The organism is Leptotrichia sp. oral taxon 221 (assembly GCF_018128245.1).
GTDB lineage: Bacteria > Fusobacteriota > Fusobacteriia > Fusobacteriales > Leptotrichiaceae > JABCPH02.
The window spans coordinates 521153-542884 of the sequence record NZ_CP072378.1 but is presented as its reverse complement, the minus strand read 5'-3'; the positions used below and the strand labels follow the sequence as shown (position 1 = coordinate 542884).

The following is a 21732-nucleotide window of genomic DNA, read 5'->3' as shown; positions in this document are numbered from 1 at the left end:
TGTAATTAATAAATTCAATTGAATTAATTCCAATATTATCCTTATTACAAAGATATTATACCCCATATTTTCTGAAAAGCAAACATTTTTTTGACATTTTTTCAAGTTCTTTTTTTAACAAAAACTATTATATACCAAAAACTTTTTTAACATAAGTTTTATATATTTTTTATATGTTTTTCTGCAATTTCGATAACTTTATCCACTCTTTTTGTATATCTTGGATTATCAGAAAGATATTCAGTCGTCATCCAAGTTTTTACGATTTCTTGGGCAATTGCTGAACCTATTATTTTTCCTCCTAAACAAAGTACATTCGTATTCGAATGCGAACGAGCCAACCCAGCACAGAAAGGATCTTGACAAACTGCTGCATAGACACCATAAATTTTATTCGCAATCAATGCACTTCCATACCCAACTCCATCAATAAAAATTCCTCTATCAACTTCACCTTTACTAACTGCAAGTGACGCAGGATAGATAAAATCAGGCAAATCGCACCCTTCTTCACTAAAAGGTCCAAAATCAACAATTTCATGTCCTTCTTTTTCCAACATTTCTTTTATTTCTTTTTTCAAGGCAAACCCAGCATGATCTCCAGCCATTGCTATTTTCATAACACCATCTCCTCATTATTTCACTTCAAAATAATCTATCTTTTTCATCTAATTATACAATTTTAATTCTTTCATTTCAACATAATTTAACAATTTTTCATTAGTGAATTTTTTTTCAATTGAAATACAATTAGTTCTATATTTTTTACAGAAAAAATCAACCTTCTCTAAAAATTCTTCATTAACTAAATTTTCATTCTCTCCTTCATTTTTAAGACCATTTTCCATAAAAACTTTTTCAAACTTAATTTTATTTTCAAAAGTAAAATTTTCTATCTTTTGAAGATCATCTTGATTATTGTTAGAATCGAAAAAGTACACTCCAATCGGATCATAACCCAAATTTTTTAACCTTTCTAAATTTTCAAGAGAAGAATTTTCATTTGTTAAAACAGTAATGATTCTCTCTTTCAAAACTTCTCCAATCGAAAAATGATGTATTTCATTATCATATAAAATTTCAAGCCTACCATCAGAATCAATATTTTTAGCAATTCCTGAAACTGTTTTTTCATCTATTTTCAATGTAATCTGTTTATCTTTCAAATAATTTAATTCATTAATCTCACTCAATATTTCATTCCAAGAACCATTTTCCAATTTTTTTACTAATTCAGAAAATTCTGTCACTATCGACAAAATAATTTCGTCAATATCATATGTTTTTTGTGTAACAGAATTTATCGAAATCGCTACATTTTTTACTTCATTTGGCAAAATATTATTAATATTTATCCCAATTCCAACAAAATATTTGTCATCTGCCTTTTCCAAAAGAATCCCAGTCAATTTTCTGTCATTCAAATAAATATCATTCGTCCACTTAAACTTGTAATCTAATGGCTCTATTTTTTTCAATCCATTAATTACTGCAACCCCAGCAACTAACGGTAATTTCAAATATTCATTAACATTAAAATTTTCTTTTGGATTAATATAAAAAGTAAAAAGTGCCATCCCTTCACTCGAAAACCAAACATTTCCCCTTCTAGCTTTTGCATGTGTTTGATTTTTAGCAGAAATAATATCATATTCTTCATATGATTTGTGATTTTTTTTCAAATATTTATTTGTCGAATCTAGTTCATTAAATTTATATAATTTCATATTGCCTCCTTTATTTTTTCAATCTTCATATAATTTATTGTTTACATAAAATTACGGATATTCAAAATAATCGCTGCTTTTTATAACAATGATCATCCAAAATTTTTATGAACAATTTAATACTTTAAATTATTTACCTATGCCTATTTTTCTACTTCATCCAAAATGTATTCTTCTATATAAAAATTAGAAATATAAGAAGAAAATCCTTTTATTTTTTGATATTTTTTAATTTTTATTTTTGCTTCTTTTTTAGAAGAACATATTGATAAAATCCTAAATTTTTTATCAAGTTTATTATTTATGTAATGAAAATGACCTACTAAATATATTTTTTTTTGCGAATCATTTTTTATTTCTTGGAATAAATTATTATTATTTTTTACTTCACTATAATAAGTTGTTTCAAATCCACCTTCCCAACCTAAATTTTTATCAAGTTTACATTTCTCTATACAAAAACCATCTAAATGTGAACTAAATCCTTTTATTTTTTGATATTCAATTAATGATTTTAAAGCTTCTTTTTTTGTGTAATAAACTCCTAATATTCTACCTTCCTCATCCCACTTGTATTTATCACATAAATCTCCATAATCATATTGATGTGACAAAACCCATATATTCATATATTTACCTCATTTTCATGTTTACTTTATAGCTTTCGATTTAAATCCTTTTGTATAATAGCTCTTTCCAATAGTCAGTGTTTTTATTTTAAATCCTTCTGGAAAATCTTTGAAACCTTTCATTTTTATATACTTTTCCTTCTCAATATCTGCTTTTTCTCTTGTTGAAAAAAATCCTATTAACTTCCCATCGTTATTTCTTTCTGTTTCATGATATAGCATATATACTTTTTTTATTTTATTGCGTTCCATGTTTTATACCTCCTCTTGTAATAGCTTTCAAAATTTTCTTCTTTTCCTAAAAAACTTGAAATTAAATATTTCTATAACTCTATTTTAAATTAATCCCAGTAATGGCTTAAATATATTATTCATTTCCACAAATTCTTCATAAGTAATATCTGCCTTGTCATTAAAGATAATGTATATACCCTTTTCAAGTAGCATCACTACCTTTGCTTTCCCCTTAAGTCTTTCTAGAAGCTCTTCCTTTGGTACTTTTATCAGCTTATTATAACTTTCTTCATTGAAGTACATCACTGGAGATAGTGTAAATAATACATCTTGAAGTTCTTTTAACCCTTTTTCCTCTAATTTTAAAATTTCTGATTTATAGCTTTCTTTATAAGCAATCGAATAACTTGGGGAAACAAAAACATCAGCAATATAAGGATCAAAAATATTTATTACTTTTGGAAGATCATCATATATTATTTTCTTATAGTCTATCAACTTATATGTTATCTTAAATTCATAACGTAACTCATCCCAGACTACATATTTAAGTCCTCTCCACCTATATACACCTTCTATTGAAACACCTTTAGTTTTAATATTTTTAGCATCATAAAAACATACCAGTTCTGTCCCAAAGTCAGGTATTTCTGGAATTTCACTATCTTTCAATCCTAAAGGTGCTTCCAGTTTTGACAGTCCTTCCATAACTTTCTCATGTCTTTCTTCCATTGATTCATTTACGTCTACTTTTCTGTATAAGTGAATTGTTCTTTCTACTTCCTTCATTTCTTTATTTCCTTTCGTAGAATTTATAAAATCAAGATAATGGGGTGCCATCTTAATTTATATTTTAGATTTTGAATTTACACAAAATTCTGGACACTCTCTCTTCTAAAAATTTTCTTTAAAGTTTTCAAACATTTCCTGAACTTCATTATCATTATAAATATCTTCATAAGCATTAACAATAATTTCAAGTTCTTTCAAAAAGTCTTTTTTAGAAATTATTTCTACATTTTCCTTTTCTCTTTCATTTTTATATTTTTCTGAAATTAATATTTCTGCTTCTTTTTTTGTTATAAAATCACTGATATACTTATCAGAACTTTTTCTATCTCCATAAAATATTCCACGTTCTCCAACTAACAATTTTCCATTAGACCCCATACCTCTACAGTAATATTCAATATTTATACTCAATTTATCTATAGTTAACTTATAAATTTCATTATATCCATCATCAATAAAATAATTTTTTAGATTTATTCCAAATTTTTTTTGTGGATTAGATAAAAACTCTTTTAATACATCTTTCCCTAATAAATATGATAGAAATCTCTTTAGTATATTTATATCTGAATATCCTATCTTTTTTTTATGAAAATTTATAGCTCCGATATTGTATTGATTTTCTTTTTTGACATAATTAATTAAAAAATTTCTTAATCTGTCTCTTTCAAATATACTATTTAAATCCATATTTATTTTATATTTTTTTGATTCATCTATATGATTGACATAATTTAAAAATTCCTGCTCTACAAAAGCTATCATATCAGAATATTCATTCATATGTTGCAAGTGATACATTAAAAGATAACATAACATCTCTTCATAAGTATAATATACCCTTTCTATATCTTCTATTTCATTTTCATATTCAAAAATATACAATGCTGTCTCATCTTCATCATTCCACCCGATATTTATACCTAATCCTTGATATTCTCCACTTCTTACTTTTTCATTATTAAAATATATATCTGACATTATATATGGAAAATTACCTATTTCATTAATTACTGTTACTAATAAATCAAATTTATTCATTTTTAAATTTTCAAAAAAATTTTCTTTTATTTTTTTTAAACTCACTTTATTTCCCACCTTTACTTAAACCTCTATTTAAAAACAACCTTCACTTCTTTCCCATAAAACGCAACCCCAATCTTCAAAATATTCCTTATCCCTCTTGCCTTCAATCTCGTATCATATTTCTTCTCATCAATCTGTTTCAACGCCTTCTGTGCTTTCTCTTCCATTCCCTTTTTCGTCTTCGATATTTTAAATTCCATAAGATAGGCTTTTTCGTTACTTTTTATTGGAATCATTGCAAGGTCATATCTTCCATATCCGCTTTCATCATTTGAAATAATTTCATATTTTCCCATCAAAAATCCTACAAGCCCTATCATAAACACTTGATAAATCTTTTCCATTTCCTTATCCAAGTCAAAATGACTCAACATATTTATCATTATTTCTCCCAATGTCTTTTCAAATTTTTTAATATCTCCATTTTCAAGCGCTTTTATCAAAATATTTGTTTTTACTTCTGTTCCAAAAAATCTGTTTAAAAACATATTACCAAAATATTTCCGTATTTCCTTATTTGGAATTCTCAAGTTATAAACATCTGTATATTCTGAAGTTACTTCTATTTCTTTTTGTTTTTCATCTTTTGTTAAGTACCCACTATATAAAAGTAATTGCCATATCTCATCGTCGTTACTTAAAAGACTTTTTATTGTTGTTCCATCAGAAATATATTTTTCAATACTTTCTCCATCAGTAAACCGTTTTAAATCTTCATAAACACTTTCTCCCGAATAATCAATCATATTTTCTAAAAATGTATTTCCCGAAACGTTTGCCCAATATGCTTTAATTTCTTTTTTTCTTACATAATTTACAATGGACCAGGGATTATATACTTTACTTTCTCCAAAGATATATCCATTATACCATTCCCTAACTTCTTCAATTTTATACTTCATATCAAAATACTCAAGCATTTCAATCACTTCGCTTTCAAGAAATCCAAAATATTCTGAATAATCCTTACTTAAAATTGTATTTACATAAAGATTATTTAAACCAGAGAACATTCCTTCTTTTATAACCCTTGTTATACCTGTTAAAACACCATATTTCAAAGAATTATTAGTCTTTAATGCTGAACTGTAAAATATTTGAAAAAAGTTCATTGCTTCATTGTAATATCCTTTATCAAAAGCATTTATTATTGGAGCATCGTATTCATCTATTAAAATTATGACTTTTTCTCCATAATATTTATTTAAGTAATTTGACAAATCTAGGAGTGAGGTTTTAAAACTTTGTTTGCTATCTCTCATTTCCCAAATTTTATCAAATTGTCTTTTTTCAACAATATTTAATTTTTCTCTCACAAATTCATATTTATTAAAAATTTTATACATTGTTTTTTTTAGATTTTCAAAACATTTCTCCCAAGTATCTCCCTTTAAATCCTTCAGTGAAATGAAAATTACAGGATATTTTCCTTGCTCACTCATATATTCACTATTATATATTTTCAAATTTTCAAAAAGTTTTCTATTTTCCTTTTTATTTTTAACATCAAAAAAGTATCTAATCATTGACATATTCAATGTTTTTCCAAATCGTCGAGGTCTTGTAAAAAGTGTCACAGGAGCTCTGTTTATCAATAATTCTTCTATTAACATCGTTTTATCTACATAATAATAATCTTCATTTATTATTCTTTCAAAATCTTCAATCCCCACAGGAACAGCTTTTGTTCTCATAAAATCATGCCCTCTTTTATTTTCTTTGAATTTCAATATATTAATTATACCACAACTTGATATTTAAAATAAAGCTATTTAAACGCTCTTTTGTACTTTTAGTTTTTTATTTCAAAATCTCTTGTCTGACTTTTTAAGAGCGGACTTTTATGATCATAAAGTATATTCGATATTTGTTATGTTAACAATGTTATAAAAATAGTGAACATTAGACTAGAATACCAATAAAAATAATTTTATCTGCATTTAATAACTACCATTACTCATAATTTCACTAAATTTCCATAAAATTTTCCATTAAAAAATATTACTCCTGTATACCCTCTAAAATTTTATTCTTTAAAATAACTTTACTTAAAAGAAAAAGGGGGTATAATTATTTTGTAGGGAGTTTTATAAAATAAAAATAATTGTTTGATATGTGCATAAAATTATTGTTAAGTAATATGAATTAAGGGGCTGTTTATGAGGCTTGAGGTTATAAGGAGGTAAAAAAATGGGAAAGGTTAAATTAACGGATACGATTTTAAGAGATGCTCATCAATCTCTAATGGCTACTAGGATGTCGACGGCGGAAATGTTACCGATTGTTGAAAAATTGGATAAAGTTGGATTTGAGGCATTGGAAGTGTGGGGAGGGGCAACTTTTGATGCATCAATTAGATTTTTGAAGGAAGATCCTTGGGAAAGATTGAGAGAAATTAAAAAGAGAGCAAAAAATACGAAATTGCAAATGCTTTTAAGAGGACAAAATTTATTGGGATATCGTCATTATGCAGATGATATTGTTGATAAATTTGTGCAAAAATCAGTAGAGAACGGAATTGATGTGATAAGAATTTTTGACGCGTTGAATGATGTCAGAAATATTAGACAGGCTTGTGAAAGTACTAAAAAATATGGGGCTCATGCTCAATTGGCGATTTGTTATACAATTAGTCCAGTTCATACGATTGAATATTATAAAAATTTGGCGAAGGAAATGGAAGAATTGAGGGCTGATTCAATTGCGATTAAAGATATGTCGGGAATTTTGTTGCCGTATAGGGCTTATGAATTAGTGAAAGAATTGAAAAAAACTGTAAAAGTTCCGATTGAAATTCATACGCATACGACTGCTGGATTGGGGGAAATGACTTGTATTAAGGCGATTGAAGCTGGGGTTGATATTGTGGATACTGCGATGTCTCCATTTTCGAGCGGGACTTCACAACCTGCGACTGAATCATTGGTAAGAACTTTGCAAGGGACAGAATTTGATACTGGATTGGATTTAGAACTTTTGAAGGAAATTGCTGAGTACTTTAAGCCTATTAGAAAAAAACATTTGGAATGTGGAGATTTAAATCCACAAGCGTTGTTTACAGAGCCTAATATTGTGGAATATCAGTTGCCAGGTGGAATGCTTTCAAATATGTTATCGCAATTGAAGGCACAAAAAGCTGAGAATAAATATGAAGATGTGTTAAGGGAAATTCCGAAAGTTAGGGCTGATTTGGGATATCCACCATTAGTAACACCATTGAGCCAAATGGTTGGGACACAATCTGTGTTCAATGTTTTGACAGGAAGTCGTTACAAGATGATTCCTAAAGAAATTAAGGATTATGTAAAAGGATTCTATGGAAAATCGCCTGTTCCAATTTCTGATGAGATGAAAAAAATAATTATTGGAGATGATGAGATTTTTAATGGAAGACCAGCTGACTTGATTGAAAATGAGTATGATAAAATTAAACAAGAGATTGGGGACTTGGCTAAGTCAGATGAAGATGTATTGATGTATGCGATGTTTCCACAAGTTGCTAAAACTTACTTGGAAAATCGGGATAAGCCTGAAAAAATTGGAAAAGAGAAAAAAATAGAAGAGCAAGTTATTAATGTTATTTTTTAAAAATTATTAATTGAAAGGAGAAAAAATGAATATAATGTATGGGAATAATCATGTTGGATTTGGTGATGCAATATTTATTTCAATTGTAAGTATGGCAATTGTATTTTTAGTTTTGATTCTTATTTCGTTCTTATTATCATTGCTAAAATTCATTCCAACTGAAAAAAACACTGTTTCTAAAGAAAATAAAAAGACTGTAGTAACTCCTTCAGTAAGTCAAACAAAAAAACAAGTTAAAAAGATTAGTGCTGAAGATATTAAAGATGACAGAATGTTAGCTGCTGTTGCAGTGGCAGTTATGGAAGCTGCTGGAAATACTCCAAATGCTTATATTCGAGTAAAATCTATAAAGGAATTAAATTAATAAACAATTATGAAAGGATGTTAGGATTATGATAAAAATATATAAAATAAAAATTGGGGAAAAAGTGTACGAAGTAGAGGTTGAGGCTGTTTCAGAAAAAGAAGGAAAAATTGAGGTGAATAAACCTGTTCAAACTAAAGAAAATTCTTCTGTTGCTTCATCATCTTCAGCTGGTGGAGAAGTGGTAACAGCACCATTGCAAGGTCTTGTTCTTAGCGTTGAAGTGACTGTTGGACAAAAAGTAAAGGCTGGGGAAAACTTAGTAATTATTGAAGCAATGAAAATGGAAAATCCAATTGTTGCTCCTAAAGATGGAATTATTCAAAGTATCAATGTTGCGAAAGGGGATACTGTAGAAACAGGAAGTGCTTTGGTTACTATTGAATAAAAACCAGCTAAAAATGAAAGGAGATCGAATATGAATTTATTAAATACCCTTTACGGTACTACAGGATTATCAATGTTGACTTTTCAACAAACTATTATGATTATCGTAGCGTTATTATTATTATATTTGGCAATAAAAAGGGAATACGAGCCTTATTTGTTGCTACCGATAGCTTTTGGAATGCTTTTAGCTAATTTGCCTGGTGTTCCAAATGAAGGAATTATGGAAAAAGGTGGGTTGTTGTATTATTTGTATCAAGGTGTAAAATTAGGGATTTATCCGCCATTGATATTTTTAGCGATTGGAGCGAGTACGGATTTTGGACCATTAATCGCTAATCCAAAAAGTTTGTTGCTGGGAGCAGCCGCACAATTGGGGATATTTACAGCATTTATTGGTGCAATTTTATTAGGATTTACTGGAAAAGAAGCCGCTTCTATTGGAATAATTGGAGGAGCAGATGGACCGACAGCAATTTACACAACTTCAAAATTGGCACCACACATGCTAGGACCAATAGCTGTAGCAGCTTACTCATATATGGCTTTGGTACCTGTAATTCAGCCACCGATTATTAAATTATTGACAACGAAAAAAGAAAGACAAATAAAAATGATTCAATTAAGGGAAGTAAGTAAAAAAGAGAAAATAATATTTCCAATAGTTGTAACAATTTTGGTAATTTTATTGGTTCCATCAGCAGCTTCATTAATCGGAATGTTGATGCTTGGTAATTTAATCAAAGAATCTGAAGTTGTACCAAATTTAGTTGATCATGCGAGAGGTGCGATGTTGTATATCATAACAATTGTTTTGGGAACTACTGTTGGAGCAACTGCTAATGCACAAACATTTTTAAATGTGAAAACATTGGGAATTATCGCTTTGGGACTATTTGCATTTGCGATGGGAACTGTTGGAGGTGTATTATTTGGAAAAATAATGTGCAAATTCAGTGGTGGAAAAATTAATCCGATGATCGGAGCAGCAGGGGTTTCAGCCGTTCCGATGGCAGCTAGAGTTGTTCAAAAAGTTGGACAAGAAGAAAATCCAAGCAACTTCCTATTAATGCACGCAATGGGACCAAATGTAGCTGGAGTAATTGGTTCGGCTGTAGCAGCTGGAGCATTGTTAATTATTTTTAAATAAATTTTAGTATAAAAAATTCGATAAAGCTAAATTAAATCACATTTTTTAGATTATCGAATTTTTTTAATTATTAAATATTGAATGAATTAAGTTCTACTACTATTACATATATCACATAAAAATTTAACTATCTAAGAATTACAATCTCTGGATATGGTACCATATTTAAAACTTTATTACTCAATTACTCAAAAAATTTATTAATTTCACTAATCGTATATTCCAAATTATTCGAAGTAGTCAAATCCACAATACTTGTCCCAATTATTACACCATCAGCAAATTGACGCATTCTTTTTACATCGTTATTATTTTTTATTCCAAATCCTAATGATACTGGTAAATTTGTTTGAGTTCGTATATTTTCAATAAATTTCTCAAGTCTTGGCAAATCAACTTGTTTTGATCCTGTAACTCCAAGTGACCCAATCGCATAAACAAATCCGCTTCCATGAGATGAAATTTTTGAAATTCTATTTTGAGAAGTCACGCTCACCAATGGAATTAAATCTATACTATTTTCTTTTGTCTTTTCATATAAATCTTTTGATTCCTCATACGGCAAATCTGGAATAATCAATCCTTGAATATTGCTTTCTGTACATTTTTTCAAGAAATTATCAATTCCATAAGAAAAAATCAAATTATAATAAACCAAAAATACAAGTGGTTTTGAAACTTTATCCTTCACTTCTGTCAACAATTCAAAAACTGTATCTGTCGTAACTCCAGCTTGAGATGCCTTAAAAGAAGCCTCTGAAATCAATTTTCCATCTGCTAATGGATCCGAATACGGAATTCCAATTTCCAAAATATCAATATTTGTTTTATCTAAATTAGAAAGAAAATTTTTCGTAAAATCTACACTAGGATACCCTGCAACAACATACCCAATATTTGTTTTCTCATTATTTTGCTTTTTTCTTTCAAATACACGTTTTATACTATTCATGAACATTTTCTCCCTTCAATACTGAAAATACTGTGTGCATATCTTTGTCTCCACGTCCAGAAACATTTACAATTATTGTTTCCCTCTTATCTTTTGAAAGTGTCGGACACAATTTTTCTAAATACGCCAAAGCATGCGCACTTTCAATAGCTGGAATGATTCCCTCTTTTCTCGTAACAAGGATCAATGCTTGCATCGCCTCATCATCTGTAATTGGTGCATAAATCGCTCTATTTATATCATGCAAATATGAATGTTCAGGCCCAATCCCTGGATAATCAAGTCCAGCCGAAATTGAGTGAACTGGTAAAATTTGTCCATATTTATTTTGCAACACATAAGTTTTCATTCCATGAATAATACCTTCACTACCAAGCGTTAATGTAGCCGCATGCATATCCGTATCAATTCCAAGACCTCCAGCTTCAACACCATACAATTTCGTAGTTTCATCATCTAAAAATCCACTAAAAATCCCAATCGCATTACTTCCACCACCAACACAAGCAATAACATGATCAGCATGTTTCCCTAAATCTTCAATTTGATGTCTAGCCTCTTTTCCAATAATCGACTGAAAATCCCTAACAATCGTAGGATAAGGATGTGGTCCAACAACAGAACCAATCACATAAAATACAGTTTCAATTTCTGCAACCCAAGCCTGAATTGCCGCAGTAGTCGCCTCTTTCAACGTTTTAAGCCCATCTTCAACCGAAACAACTTTCGCTCCCAAAAGCTCCATTCTAAACACATTCAATTTTTGTCTTTCAATGTCAACTGCTCCCATATAAACATCGCATTCAAGCCCAAGAAGTGCCGCAGCTGTAGCAGTCGCAACCCCATGTTGTCCAGCCCCAGTTTCAGCGATAACTTTCTTTTTCCCCATTTTTTTCGCAAGTAAAACTTGTCCCAACGCATTATTAATTTTATGTGCTCCAGTATGGTTCAAATCCTCTCTTTTCAAGTAAATATCCTGATTATAATGATCGCTCAAATTTTTTGCATAATAAAGCGGTGTCTCTCTCCCAACATAATTTTTCAACAAGTACTCAAAATTCTCATGAAATTCCTTATCATCTTCCAATTCTTCATACGCCTTTTCCAACTCAAATAACGCAGTCATCACAGTTTCGGGAACATATTGCCCTCCAAATTCTCCGAAATAAGATTTTTTATTTTCCATATTTATCTCCTTCTGTTTTTCTAACTTTTATCTTTCTAGCAAGTTTCTTCCAAAATTATTAAATAAATCAAAATTAATTTTCCATTTCCAAATAAAATTCCAACATATTGAAAATTTCACTTGTATTTTCGTCAAGCTTTCTCAAACCTCTCAAATTCTCAATTTTTAAAATCAATCTTAATCTCTCTCTTCTATAAATTTCCTTTTCCTTAGCGTCCAATTTTAAAATTTTCTTCAAAAATCTAAATTGTTTTACATAAAGATTTTTAATATCATTCAATAATCCTTTTTTTCTTCGACTTTTCTCAGCTATTTTCTCAAATTTCTCATCAATTTCAGAAACGTCAATTTTCTCATTTTCAGCCGATCTAAAAAACGCTCTCAATGCTCTCTTTTCATATCGTGAAAATAACATTAAAACCTCTTCCACCAAATTTTTCTCTTCTTTATTCAAAAATATCTCCACCTATCAAATTTATAATTTCCTCTACTAACCCCTTATTCTTCCTATCTTCAACCTCAACTCTACTATTCACATCCAAAATTGTCGGAGAATATTCCAATGCATTAGCAATATTCTCTTTAGAAAGTCCACCAGCAAGAATAAATTTTTGACCTTTCAAGTCTTTCAAAATATTCCAATCAAATGTAATTCCATTTCCACCTCTATTTTCACCTTTCGCATCGAATAACGGATACTCAATATATCCTAAATAATCCTCAATATTTGGAAATTCATCATTCACTAAAAAAACTTTCCAAATGTTAATTTTTCTATCACTATTCATTTTATCAAATTTTTTAGATAATTCCAAACAATATTCAGGCGTTTCGCTCCCATGCAATTGAACACAATCAATACCAGTTTTCGCAACAATTTCTAAAATATTTTCAACACTCTCATTCACAAAAACTCCAACTGTTTTTTTCCCAGCCTTATGAGCAATCTCAGTAATTTCCCTAGCCAACTCCACACTTACCTGTCTCGGACTTTTCGCAAAAATACATCCAAAATAGTCAATATCCAAACTTTTCAACTCTTCTATTTCCTCAATCGAACGAATCCCACAAACCTTTAATTTAATAACTTTTCCTTCCAACTTTTTCCTCTCTAAAAATTTAAATTTATTAATATACAATTTTTCACTTTTAATAATTTCCACTTTTTATCAAAATTATAACTTCCTAAAGAAGACCTCTCATAAGCGCTTCCCCAATCAAAAGACCATCAACCCCAATACTTTTTGCATACTCCAAATCCTCTTTCGTAAGAAATCCACTTTCGCCAACAAGCACGAGTTTATCCTTCATTTCATCTGGAATTTTATCCATTAGTTTCTTTGTAGTCTTAATATCTACCTCAAAAGTATTCAAATTTCTATTATTAACTCCCAAAATTTCTAAATTAGGTATTTTTAACGCTCTCTCAAGTTCAATCTCATCATGAACCTCAACCAAAACATCAAGCTCCAAATCATGTGCCAATTTATGCAACTCACACAAAGTCTTGTCATCCAACATTCTCACAATAAGAAGTATCGCCGAAGCCCCCAAAAACTTAGCATGAGCCACCTGAAACGGAATATAAATAAAATCCTTCCTCAAAATCGGCATTTCTGGAAATTTCTCTCTTATAATTTTTATAAAATCATTCTCCCCTTTAAAATATTCCTTTTCTGTCAATATCGAAAAAGCCGCAACCCCTTTATCCACATAACTTTGTGCCTGTTTTAATAAATCAAAATCATCTTTCGCAATTTTTCCCTTCGATGGAGAAGCCCTTTTAATTTCTCCAATAATCCGTACTCCATCCTGTTTCAATGCCTCTTTCAACGACGGCTGCTTAAAAGATTTTAATTCTTCTTTAAGCTGTATATCTCTTTTTATTTTTATTTTTTCTAAAATATCCATATTTCTCCTTTTGTTTTTAAATATTTGGTATGAAAATTTCATTTTTTACTAAACTGACATACATACTAAACATTATTAAATTTACTAAAAAAATTACTAATTTTAATTTATTTTTAGATTTTTTTCTTTTTTCTTCATCTTCAACTTTATTTATTTCTTTTAATTTTTTTGAACTTAAATACATTACTATTATTTTAAACAAAATATAAATTAAAGGAATATTTCCAATAACAAAAAAATATAAAAATTCTAACATAGGGTAGAAAAAAATTGTAACTAATAAAAGTAATATTATGTCAGGCGCTATAAAATACCTCAAACATTTTTCTTTATACAAAGTTTTTAACATCATCTAAATTCCACTTCCAAAAAATTATTTCACATAGTTTTCATAAAATTCATAAACTTTCCCACTCTCAATCGCTTCCAAAATCATTTCCTTTGCCTTCGCAGGATGGTCCACTACATTCGCAGTATAAAGCCCAAACATCGCATTTAACACAACTATATCAAATTTTGCAGATTTTTCTTCACCTTTTAATATTCTCTTTAAAATTTCAGCATTTTCTTCTGCCGTTCCACCTTCGATTTCAGAATGAAAAGCTCTTTTAAATCCGAAACTCTCAGGAGAAATTGTATATTCAAAAATTTGATCTCCTTTTACTTCGATAATTTTTGTATCGTCGCAAATTGTAATTTCATCAAGTCCATCATTTCCACGCACAACCAACGCATGCTCTCTTCCCAATAATTGCAATGTTTCAGCATACAATCTGTGAACAGGTTCATGATAAAGTCCAACTAATTGATATTTTAATTTTTTATTAGGATGTAACAAAGGTCCTAAAACATTGAAAACAGTTCTTATTCCAAGTTGCTGACGAACTTCTCTAACTTCTCCAACTAATTTATGAAAAAACGGTGCATGGAAAAATGCCAAATGTTTTTTCTCAAGTTTATCTAATTGAGCCAACAATGATTTTTCCAAAGGAACTCCCAATTTATCTAAAACATCACTACTTCCACTCTTACTTGAAACCGCACGATTTCCGTGTTTTGCAACAGTTACTCCCATCGCTCCCAAAATAAACGCAACAGCCGTAGAAATATTTATTGTCTTAAATCCATCTCCACCAGTCCCACAAACATCTATCATATCCGACTCATCCTCAAACGTCGTACTATAAGCCAAAATATTTTTTACAAAAGCCGTAAGCGACTCTGGATAAAGACTTTTTTCTGAAATTAAAACTAATAACGCTCCGAGCTGAATAATATTATAGTTTTTACTATCAATAATCGCACAAATTTCCTTAAAATCACCATCAGTCAACGCAATATTATCTTGCAATTTTTTTAAATATTTTTTCAAATTTTCGTTTTTCTCCTTCTCTTTATTTTCAACCGTTTTCTTATTAGTCGATACCACAAAATTCTTAATTATTTTTTTACCATATTCTGTAAAAAACGACTCTGGATGAAATTGAATTCCATAAATATCCTTTGTTTTATGTTCTAAAGCCATAATTATTCCATCATCTGACTTTGCACTAACCTCTAATTCTTCTGGTAAATTATCCTCATTAACATAAAGCGAATGATAACGCATCACACTAAATTTTTTCGGCAATTCTTTAAACAACAATGAATCTTCCTTATTCACAATAATTTCAGAAGTTTTCCCATGTAAAGGAACCTCCAACTGTTTTATCTCTCCACCAAACGCATATCCAATCGCCTGATGTCCCAAACAAATACCCAAAATAGGCGTATCATCAATATTTTTCAATATCTCCAAACAAATTCCGCTATCTTTTGGATGTTTCGGTCCTGGTGACAAAATAATTTTACTCGGATTCAATTTTTTTATTTCTTCCAAAGTAATTTTATCATTACGAACTGTTTTCACTTGCTCATCAGTCATTTCCTTCAAATATTGTTCCACATTAAATACAAACGAATCATAATTATCTATCAATAAAATCATATTTTTCTCCTATCTACTTCCATAAATAAATTTTCTATTTATAAATTTCATCTTTTTTATAAATTCAAATCTAATATTTTAGATTTTTTCAAATGAATAAACCAATTTTCTCTTAAATACCTTTAATGAATTACAATTTCTTAGCATTTCTCTCAAAAACTCCCACTACAGAAGCTCTCTTATGACAAATTTCATTATACTCTCTCTCCTTCACAGAATCGTAAACAATTCCAGCACCTGATTGAATGAATACCTTTTGTGCGTCAGAGCCATCTTCTTTTGCCTCAAAAAATGCCGTTCTAATAACAATCGCTATTTGCAAATCTCCATTAAATCTAATAAATCCAATTCCGCCACCATAAACATTTCTCTTAAATTCTTCTAATTCTGCAATAATCTCCATCGCACGAATTTTTGGCGAACCACTCAAAGTCCCAGCAGGAAATGCTGATGATAAAATATCAAAAATCGTTACATCCGAACGTTTCTTCCCAAAAACCTCAGAAACAATGTGCATAACATGTTGATAATGCTTAATGTGCATCAAGTTTTTCACAATAACTGTACCCTTTTCTGAAAATTTTCCAACATCATTTCTTGCTAAATCAACTAACATTCTGTGTTCAGAGCATTCTTTCGGATCATTCAACAAATCGTTTGCCAAAAATTCATCTTCATTTGCATCTTTCCCACGGGGTCGTGTTCCTGCAATTGGTGCAATGTAGATTGTATCAGAAAAGACATCAACTAATATTTCAGGACTAGACCCTACAACATCTCCATATTTTGTCGGAAAATGGAACATATATGGCGATGGATTCGCTTCAGACAAATATTTATAAAATTCCAACGAATCCATATTAGTTTCCAATTTCAACTGCTCACTCAAAACAACTTGAAATATATCCCCAGATTTTATATACTCCTTCGCCTTCTCAACAATTTTATAAAAATGTTCTTTTTCCTTATCTAAATCTGTTTTTATCGTATAATAAGTATCTTTATTATCATTTTTTTCTATTTTCTCAACTTCATCCTTCAAAATCGAATAATATTTTTCTTTATCCCCATAAAATGAATATTCCTTGCTAATCTTGGAATAATGCAAGTAAGCCTTCGCATTAGCAAATAAAAATGCAGGAAATTTAAATTGTGATTTTTCAATCTCATCAATTTTCTCAAAATAATGTATCGTTTCATACGCAAAAGTCCCAAAAAGCCCTGCAAATGGTGCAATCGACTTCTGCGATTTATAAAATTGCTCCAAAGATTTGTAATTATGTTCGTAAGAATCGACATACTCACAATCAATTCCAATTATCACTTGAAGAGTATCTTCTGCCAAATACGAATTTTTGTAATGCTCTCTTATACGAGAATAGTAGTAAATAGGGTCTTTTAGTAACATATAATTTCCTCCTGATTTTCTTTCTAATTTTTTATTTCTATTTAATTCTGTTTCTATAATTTTATATTTATATTTGTACTTATAAATATTATAACATAATTTTTTATTTTCTTTTAAAACAAAAAATCCTCTATCACTTTCGCCAAGTAACAGAGAATTTAATCGAGAAAAGCATTGATAACTCACCAATGCTTCATACAATCTATCAATTATTATTTATCTAATTTTATATAGAATAACTATAACTAAATTCTAAATTGCTGGTGAAAAAAATATTAAATTGTTTATATGCTTCCCACCATAACCAAGTCGCTTTTTTCATTATAATCACTCTCCATTTTTAATTTCTTTTTCTTTACAAAAAGAGTATACCTCACTTTTATACATTTGTAAAATATAAGGTTTTAATAGGAGATATAATTATTATTTATGATAAAAAAGATATATTTAATTATATATTTAATTTATTTTTTCTATTTAAAAATTTCTAGAACTATCTCTATCTATAAAATTTTTTCTAAATTTTATTAAAATATAAACCTTTATAGAATTTTATTACACTAATTTTGATAAAATAAAACCTCATTATTCATAAAATGTATATGATTCATCATCAAAACCATCTTTTTTAGAAAATGTTTTTATATTTTTTTGTAGTGTTTTTAAGGGAATTGCTGGTAATTCTAAAAATTCTTTGTAAAGTTTATTCAGATCTGAAATAAATTTCTTATCTTTTGTTTTTATTCTCGTTTCGTGATTGTATCTAAAACCTGAATCTGTACAATTTAATGAGCCTAAATAAGCGATTTTATTGTCGATAATATAAATTTTACTATGTAGTGGATATCCTTTTTTTAAAATATGTAAGTTTAAATTTTTTCTTATTGAGTATTCAAAATCTATTTCACTAGTTTTTTTCAATAAAAAAATATTTATGATAATCAAAAACACTACTAAAAATATTTGAGAATTTATTGTAATATTTTTTATAAACGAAAAATTAAATTCAAAAGATAATAAAATATTTATTAATAATAAAGTGATTGTAGCGAAAATAAATGTTAAAAACAATTTTGAAACATTTGAACGATAACTTCCGAGTGAAGAAAATTTCGGATTTTTGGAAATAACTTCTTTTAAAAGTGGATAAATACGAAAATGATCTTTCGTCACAATGCTCACTTTTACATTTTTATCTAATAATTTAATGATTTCTTGTGCAGTCATATTTCCACTTAAAAATGGAGAAATTATAGTAACTGATTTTTTAGCATTTTTAAAACTCTCTTTTATACTCGCTCCAGCACCTTTTCCAATAAAAACATCACACGACACATTGTTATTAAATTTATTTTCCATTACAACCTCCTTCTTTTTTTGATTTTTAAATTTTTATTTTCAGTTAATATTTTTCAAAATAATTCTCAGTTTTTTATCATTAATTTTTGATATTTCAATAGAAAGTTATTAAGTACTCTATTACTAAAAATATTTACCGCTGTATCATTTTTGAAATAGCACAAAATAATAAGTAATTAACGAAATTCCAACACCTACTATCGCCTCTCCAATCATTAATCCATTAGAAACTAATAAACATTTTTCAGAAAATTTTGAGGAAACTCTTGAAGCTACAAAATTTAAAATTCCACCTAAGAATACTGTTAAAGTCATATAAAATGGAACGTATATTCCAATTCCGAAAGTTAAAGCTGATACATTAAAAAAGTATAAAACAAAACCTATCAAAGCTCCTAACCAAAAAATTTGAATAAATGGAATTCCATCAATAAATGAAGTTATAAAAGAGGCTTGTAACGCCATTAAATCCGCATTATTATGTGGTCCAATATTTTTGTAAACATCAAATAAAATGAAAAATAAATTTGTTACTACAAATGAACCTATTGCTGCTCCTATTAATTCTCCAAAAAACTGTTTTGAAGGTGCTATTTTTGTTTGGCTTCCCAATTTTAAATTATTTAAAATATTTCCACATAAACCACAAGCAACTGCGACAAAACACGCTAAACAAAAAGTCATTAATGTTGTTATTCTAGTTGAAAAAACTGCATTTTCCATTCGAATTCCATTTAACAATTTATTAAAAAAAGTAATTGTTAAAATTGTTATTACTGCATAAATTTCTAGAAAATTCAATCCTGTTTTACCAACAGTATATCCTGAAATTATAATACATAAAATACAAATTATCACAACTATAAACGACAAGAAAACTGGCAGCTTGTAAATCCAGCTAATTCCAAATATCCCAATCCCAGCAAAAATAGCTATTTTCCAAAATAAATTTGAAGATTTTCTATACTCCTCCTCATATTTTGAAAAAAATAATTTCACAATTACTGCAATTCCAAAACCAACAATAATTCCCATTCCAAAATTATTTTTCATAATATCAAAATTTTCAAATTTTTTTATTAAAGCAAATGGTTGAAAAACAAAATAGATTAATGCTCCACCTAAAAACCACGCGAATGTTTTTGCAATTCCTAAAATATAGCCAATTCCTAATAATAATGGCGATACATAAAAATTTAAAAATCCCTTTTTAAATGAATATATTGTCGGTAAAATCGTTTTTTTACCACGCATAAAACTAAAATCTCGCAAAATCGCAATAACCGTACTTAACAACGCTCCAAATCCAACATAAGTCATATTTTCACTATTCTCACCTGAATTTATAACATTAAATGTTGCCTCTCCAATTGGAAATTCAAGCTCTTCATTTTCCAATAATTTCTGTTTAAAAATAAATGAAAAAATACAACCTAAAATCGAACCAAACAAAACCGTTACCCAAAGTTGCATTCTATCGATATTCTCAAGTTTTCCACCTAAAATTAAATATCCTGGCATTGTAAAAGCAACTCCACCAGCTACCATTGCTCCAGCACTCATAATCGTATGAACAATACTAACCTCTCTACCATTGACTTTTTTAAAAAAAACTAATGTTGAAGTTGAAATTAATGCTACCATTACTGACGCCCACGGCAACGCACCAAATTTTAATACTGTATAAAATGAACTAGATGATACGATAACTGCCCCTATAATTCCAATTATAATCGACAAAAGCGTAAAACTGGAACTTGTTTTAAAATTTTTCTTTGATTTCATTTTTGAATTTATTTTTTTTGCCATCAAATCTCCTTTCTAAAAACTCCCTACTTTACAAAAGAAACGAGCATTCTCTGCTCGTCTCCAAAAATAACATCCTATTTATTTTTTTTCATATTTAATAATTTGTTATGCTCTTCAACAACTTCATTAAACTCGCTCAATACATTTTCTGGAGTTCCTTCCTCTGTTTGTGCAAAGAAGCTATCACTTACTGAAGAATGTGACGCCTTATCTTTTTTCTCGATTCTAATGATAAATTTATTTACAATATCTCTAAATCTATTTGCTTTTTGATTGAAAATAATAAAGTCGTCTGTTGAATTATAACCTTCTTTTTTAGCTTGTTTTTCATTTTTAGAACTTCTTTCTAATTTTTCCAATGATTTCTTAATTTTATCTCTTAATGGTTTAAATTTATTAACATTTCCTCTAGTAAAATCACTAGCATCTAATCCTTGCTTATGAATTTCATCCAAGAACGCTTCTCCATTTTCAAGAAATAAAAATCTATTGTAAGTAATATGCTCTTTCTTCTTGTCAAATTCCTTCGCTGTCTCTTTTTTTATCTCTTTAGATTTTTTATCAAAAAGTTCTTTATATGGTCTTTCTACTTGTTTAAATTTTTCAGTAACAGCCAACAATCTAGTATGATATTCCTGTGCCTTTACAAAATTATCTACTTTGTAACCTTTTTGAACATAATACGTTTTCATTTCATTTACAATCGGTAACATAGTTTCTAAAGCGGGAAGCATTGCAATTGCCTTTTTATCCAACTCGCTTTTTTTCTCTTTAGAATCCTTAATTGATTTTAACTTATCAATCAATGCTTGATCCACTCCAATATTTACTTCAATATCATCAGCATCAATTTTCCTAAATTCTCTTTCCATCCCAGCATCTTCAAAATAATAAAGCAATCCTTTGTCTATATTTAAAATTCTGTCATATATTTTAATATGCTCGCTATAATTTTCTTTTGTTTTTTCCAAAAATGTTTGTTTTTTCTGTTCACCTCTTTTTTCAAGACTATCATCACCTTTTTTACCACAAAAAGCAACAATTATTAGCATTCCTATTATCAACAATCCTATCTTTTTCATTAAAAGTTATACTCCTCCTATCTTTTTATTTAACAATTATAATTATATTAGCTTTTTCCTTTAAAGTCAAACAAAAAAAGA

At 28.8% G+C, this 21732-nt stretch carries 22 protein-coding genes; 4 read left to right on the top strand and 18 right to left on the bottom strand.

Annotated elements, in window-relative coordinates; translation table 11 throughout:
• Positions 1 to 158: 158 nt before the first annotated feature.
• The 7 genes from J4863_RS02505 to J4863_RS02475 all read right to left on the bottom strand — a co-directional run bounded on the left by J4863_RS02505 (position 159) and on the right by J4863_RS02475 (position 6162).
• Positions 159 to 620 (bottom strand): RpiB/LacA/LacB family sugar-phosphate isomerase, encoded by a 462-nt coding sequence (locus J4863_RS02505; RefSeq protein ID WP_211618901.1) that lies wholly within the window; start codon positions 618 to 620, stop codon positions 159 to 161.
• A 48-nt stretch (positions 621 to 668) separates the two neighbouring features.
• Entirely contained in the window at positions 669 to 1727 is a 1059-nt protein-coding gene (locus J4863_RS02500; protein ID WP_211618900.1) for a biotin--[acetyl-CoA-carboxylase] ligase, read from the bottom strand.
• A gap of 143 nt (positions 1728 to 1870) precedes the next feature.
• Positions 1871 to 2356, bottom strand: a complete 486-nt coding sequence (locus J4863_RS02495; RefSeq protein ID WP_211618899.1) for a hypothetical protein — start codon at positions 2354 to 2356, stop codon at positions 1871 to 1873.
• Positions 2357 to 2377: 21 nt separating this feature from the next.
• Positions 2378 to 2608: a serine kinase gene (locus J4863_RS02490; protein ID WP_211618898.1), complete on the bottom strand. Its 231-nt coding sequence runs from the start codon at positions 2606 to 2608 to the stop codon at positions 2378 to 2380.
• 84 nt (positions 2609 to 2692) lie between these two features.
• Positions 2693 to 3430, bottom strand: a complete 738-nt coding sequence (locus J4863_RS02485) for a helicase (protein WP_249111554.1) — start codon at positions 3428 to 3430, stop codon at positions 2693 to 2695.
• A 54-nt stretch (positions 3431 to 3484) separates the two neighbouring features.
• On the bottom strand, positions 3485 to 4468 hold the full coding sequence (locus tag J4863_RS02480; RefSeq protein WP_211618897.1) for a hypothetical protein: 984 nt from the start codon (positions 4466 to 4468) through the stop codon (positions 3485 to 3487).
• Positions 4469 to 4494: 26 nt separating this feature from the next.
• The gene (locus J4863_RS02475) at positions 4495 to 6162 is read right to left on the bottom strand and encodes an AAA family ATPase (protein ID WP_211618896.1); all 1668 of its coding nucleotides are present in this window, start codon (positions 6160 to 6162) and stop codon (positions 4495 to 4497) included.
• A gap of 496 nt (positions 6163 to 6658) precedes the next feature.
• Between J4863_RS02475 and J4863_RS02470 the strand changes: the two genes are divergently transcribed.
• Genes J4863_RS02470 through J4863_RS02455 form a run of 4 tightly spaced genes read left to right on the top strand, consistent with a single transcriptional unit; the run spans position 6659 to position 9957 of the window.
• Positions 6659 to 8056, top strand: a complete 1398-nt coding sequence (locus J4863_RS02470; RefSeq protein WP_211618895.1) for an oxaloacetate decarboxylase subunit alpha — start codon at positions 6659 to 6661, stop codon at positions 8054 to 8056.
• Between the two features lie 25 nt (positions 8057 to 8081).
• A complete protein-coding gene (locus tag J4863_RS02465; RefSeq protein WP_211618894.1) occupies positions 8082 to 8420 on the top strand; it encodes an OadG family transporter subunit in 339 nt (112 codons plus the stop codon).
• Positions 8421 to 8448: 28 nt separating this feature from the next.
• Positions 8449 to 8808, top strand: coding sequence for a biotin/lipoyl-containing protein (locus J4863_RS02460; protein ID WP_211618893.1), 360 nt, complete (start codon positions 8449 to 8451; stop codon positions 8806 to 8808).
• A 30-nt stretch (positions 8809 to 8838) separates the two neighbouring features.
• Entirely contained in the window at positions 8839 to 9957 is a 1119-nt protein-coding gene (locus J4863_RS02455) for a sodium ion-translocating decarboxylase subunit beta (protein WP_211618892.1), read from the top strand.
• A 184-nt stretch (positions 9958 to 10141) separates the two neighbouring features.
• Here J4863_RS02455 and trpA read toward each other — a convergent pair whose 3' ends face one another.
• The 11 genes from trpA to J4863_RS02400 all read right to left on the bottom strand — a co-directional run bounded on the left by trpA (position 10142) and on the right by J4863_RS02400 (position 21651).
• Positions 10142 to 10909, bottom strand: a complete 768-nt coding sequence (gene trpA / locus J4863_RS02450) for a tryptophan synthase subunit alpha (RefSeq protein WP_211618891.1) — start codon at positions 10907 to 10909, stop codon at positions 10142 to 10144.
• Positions 10902 to 12101, bottom strand: coding sequence for a tryptophan synthase subunit beta (gene trpB, locus J4863_RS02445; RefSeq protein ID WP_211619288.1), 1200 nt, complete (start codon positions 12099 to 12101; stop codon positions 10902 to 10904). The genes trpA and trpB overlap by 8 nt, the downstream gene beginning before the upstream one ends.
• Before the next feature lie 67 nt (positions 12102 to 12168).
• Positions 12169 to 12549 (bottom strand): hypothetical protein, encoded by a 381-nt coding sequence (locus tag J4863_RS02440; RefSeq protein ID WP_211618890.1) that lies wholly within the window; start codon positions 12547 to 12549, stop codon positions 12169 to 12171.
• On the bottom strand, positions 12542 to 13195 hold the full coding sequence (locus J4863_RS02435) for a phosphoribosylanthranilate isomerase (protein WP_249111553.1): 654 nt from the start codon (positions 13193 to 13195) through the stop codon (positions 12542 to 12544). The genes J4863_RS02440 and J4863_RS02435 overlap by 8 nt, the downstream gene beginning before the upstream one ends.
• A gap of 85 nt (positions 13196 to 13280) precedes the next feature.
• Entirely contained in the window at positions 13281 to 14048 is a 768-nt protein-coding gene (trpC, locus tag J4863_RS02430) for an indole-3-glycerol phosphate synthase TrpC (RefSeq protein WP_211618889.1), read from the bottom strand.
• The gene (locus tag J4863_RS02425; protein WP_249111551.1) at positions 14023 to 14358 is read right to left on the bottom strand and encodes a hypothetical protein; all 336 of its coding nucleotides are present in this window, start codon (positions 14356 to 14358) and stop codon (positions 14023 to 14025) included. Before J4863_RS02425 ends, trpC begins: the two co-directional genes overlap by 26 nt.
• Positions 14359 to 14379: 21 nt before the next feature.
• Positions 14380 to 15993, bottom strand: coding sequence for an anthranilate phosphoribosyltransferase (gene trpD / locus J4863_RS02420; RefSeq protein ID WP_211618888.1), 1614 nt, complete (start codon positions 15991 to 15993; stop codon positions 14380 to 14382).
• A gap of 130 nt (positions 15994 to 16123) precedes the next feature.
• Complete coding sequence (locus tag J4863_RS02415) at positions 16124 to 17401, bottom strand: anthranilate synthase component I family protein (RefSeq protein ID WP_211618887.1); 1278 nt, start codon at positions 17399 to 17401, stop codon at positions 16124 to 16126.
• Between the two features lie 585 nt (positions 17402 to 17986).
• The gene (locus J4863_RS02410; protein ID WP_211618886.1) at positions 17987 to 18760 is read right to left on the bottom strand and encodes a phospholipase D-like domain-containing protein; all 774 of its coding nucleotides are present in this window, start codon (positions 18758 to 18760) and stop codon (positions 17987 to 17989) included.
• A 144-nt stretch (positions 18761 to 18904) separates the two neighbouring features.
• Complete coding sequence (locus tag J4863_RS02405) at positions 18905 to 20569, bottom strand: OPT/YSL family transporter (protein WP_211618885.1); 1665 nt, start codon at positions 20567 to 20569, stop codon at positions 18905 to 18907.
• Positions 20570 to 20643: 74 nt separating this feature from the next.
• Complete coding sequence (locus tag J4863_RS02400; RefSeq protein ID WP_211618884.1) at positions 20644 to 21651, bottom strand: YiiG family protein; 1008 nt, start codon at positions 21649 to 21651, stop codon at positions 20644 to 20646.
• Positions 21652 to 21732: the final 81 nt, after the last annotated feature.

Excerpts from the sequence above, each read along its gene's own strand:
- J4863_RS02505 (WP_211618901.1), bottom strand. The coding sequence starts at position 620 with ATGAAAATAGCAATGGCTGGAGATCATGCTGGGTTTGCCTTGAAAAAA.
- J4863_RS02500 (WP_211618900.1), bottom strand. The coding sequence starts at position 1,727 with ATGAAATTATATAAATTTAATGAACTAGATTCGACAAATAAATATTTG.
- J4863_RS02495 (WP_211618899.1), bottom strand. The coding sequence starts at position 2,356 with ATGAATATATGGGTTTTGTCACATCAATATGATTATGGAGATTTATGT.
- J4863_RS02490 (WP_211618898.1), bottom strand. The coding sequence starts at position 2,608 with ATGGAACGCAATAAAATAAAAAAAGTATATATGCTATATCATGAAACA.
- J4863_RS02485 (WP_249111554.1), bottom strand. The coding sequence starts at position 3,430 with ATGGCACCCCATTATCTTGATTTTATAAATTCTACGAAAGGAAATAAA.
- J4863_RS02475 (WP_211618896.1), bottom strand. The coding sequence starts at position 6,162 with ATGAGAACAAAAGCTGTTCCTGTGGGGATTGAAGATTTTGAAAGAATA.
- J4863_RS02470 (WP_211618895.1), top strand. The coding sequence starts at position 6,659 with ATGGGAAAGGTTAAATTAACGGATACGATTTTAAGAGATGCTCATCAA.
- J4863_RS02465 (WP_211618894.1), top strand. The coding sequence starts at position 8,082 with ATGAATATAATGTATGGGAATAATCATGTTGGATTTGGTGATGCAATA.
- J4863_RS02460 (WP_211618893.1), top strand. The coding sequence starts at position 8,449 with ATGATAAAAATATATAAAATAAAAATTGGGGAAAAAGTGTACGAAGTA.
- J4863_RS02455 (WP_211618892.1), top strand. The coding sequence starts at position 8,839 with ATGAATTTATTAAATACCCTTTACGGTACTACAGGATTATCAATGTTG.
- trpA (WP_211618891.1), bottom strand. The coding sequence starts at position 10,909 with ATGAATAGTATAAAACGTGTATTTGAAAGAAAAAAGCAAAATAATGAG.
- trpC (WP_211618889.1), bottom strand. The coding sequence starts at position 14,048 with ATGAAATTTTCATACCAAATATTTAAAAACAAAAGGAGAAATATGGAT.
- J4863_RS02425 (WP_249111551.1), bottom strand. The coding sequence starts at position 14,358 with ATGATGTTAAAAACTTTGTATAAAGAAAAATGTTTGAGGTATTTTATA.
- trpD (WP_211618888.1), bottom strand. The coding sequence starts at position 15,993 with ATGATTTTATTGATAGATAATTATGATTCGTTTGTATTTAATGTGGAA.
- J4863_RS02415 (WP_211618887.1), bottom strand. The coding sequence starts at position 17,401 with ATGTTACTAAAAGACCCTATTTACTACTATTCTCGTATAAGAGAGCAT.
- J4863_RS02410 (WP_211618886.1), bottom strand. The coding sequence starts at position 18,760 with ATGGAAAATAAATTTAATAACAATGTGTCGTGTGATGTTTTTATTGGA.
- J4863_RS02405 (WP_211618885.1), bottom strand. The coding sequence starts at position 20,569 with ATGGCAAAAAAAATAAATTCAAAAATGAAATCAAAGAAAAATTTTAAA.
- J4863_RS02400 (WP_211618884.1), bottom strand. The coding sequence starts at position 21,651 with ATGAAAAAGATAGGATTGTTGATAATAGGAATGCTAATAATTGTTGCT.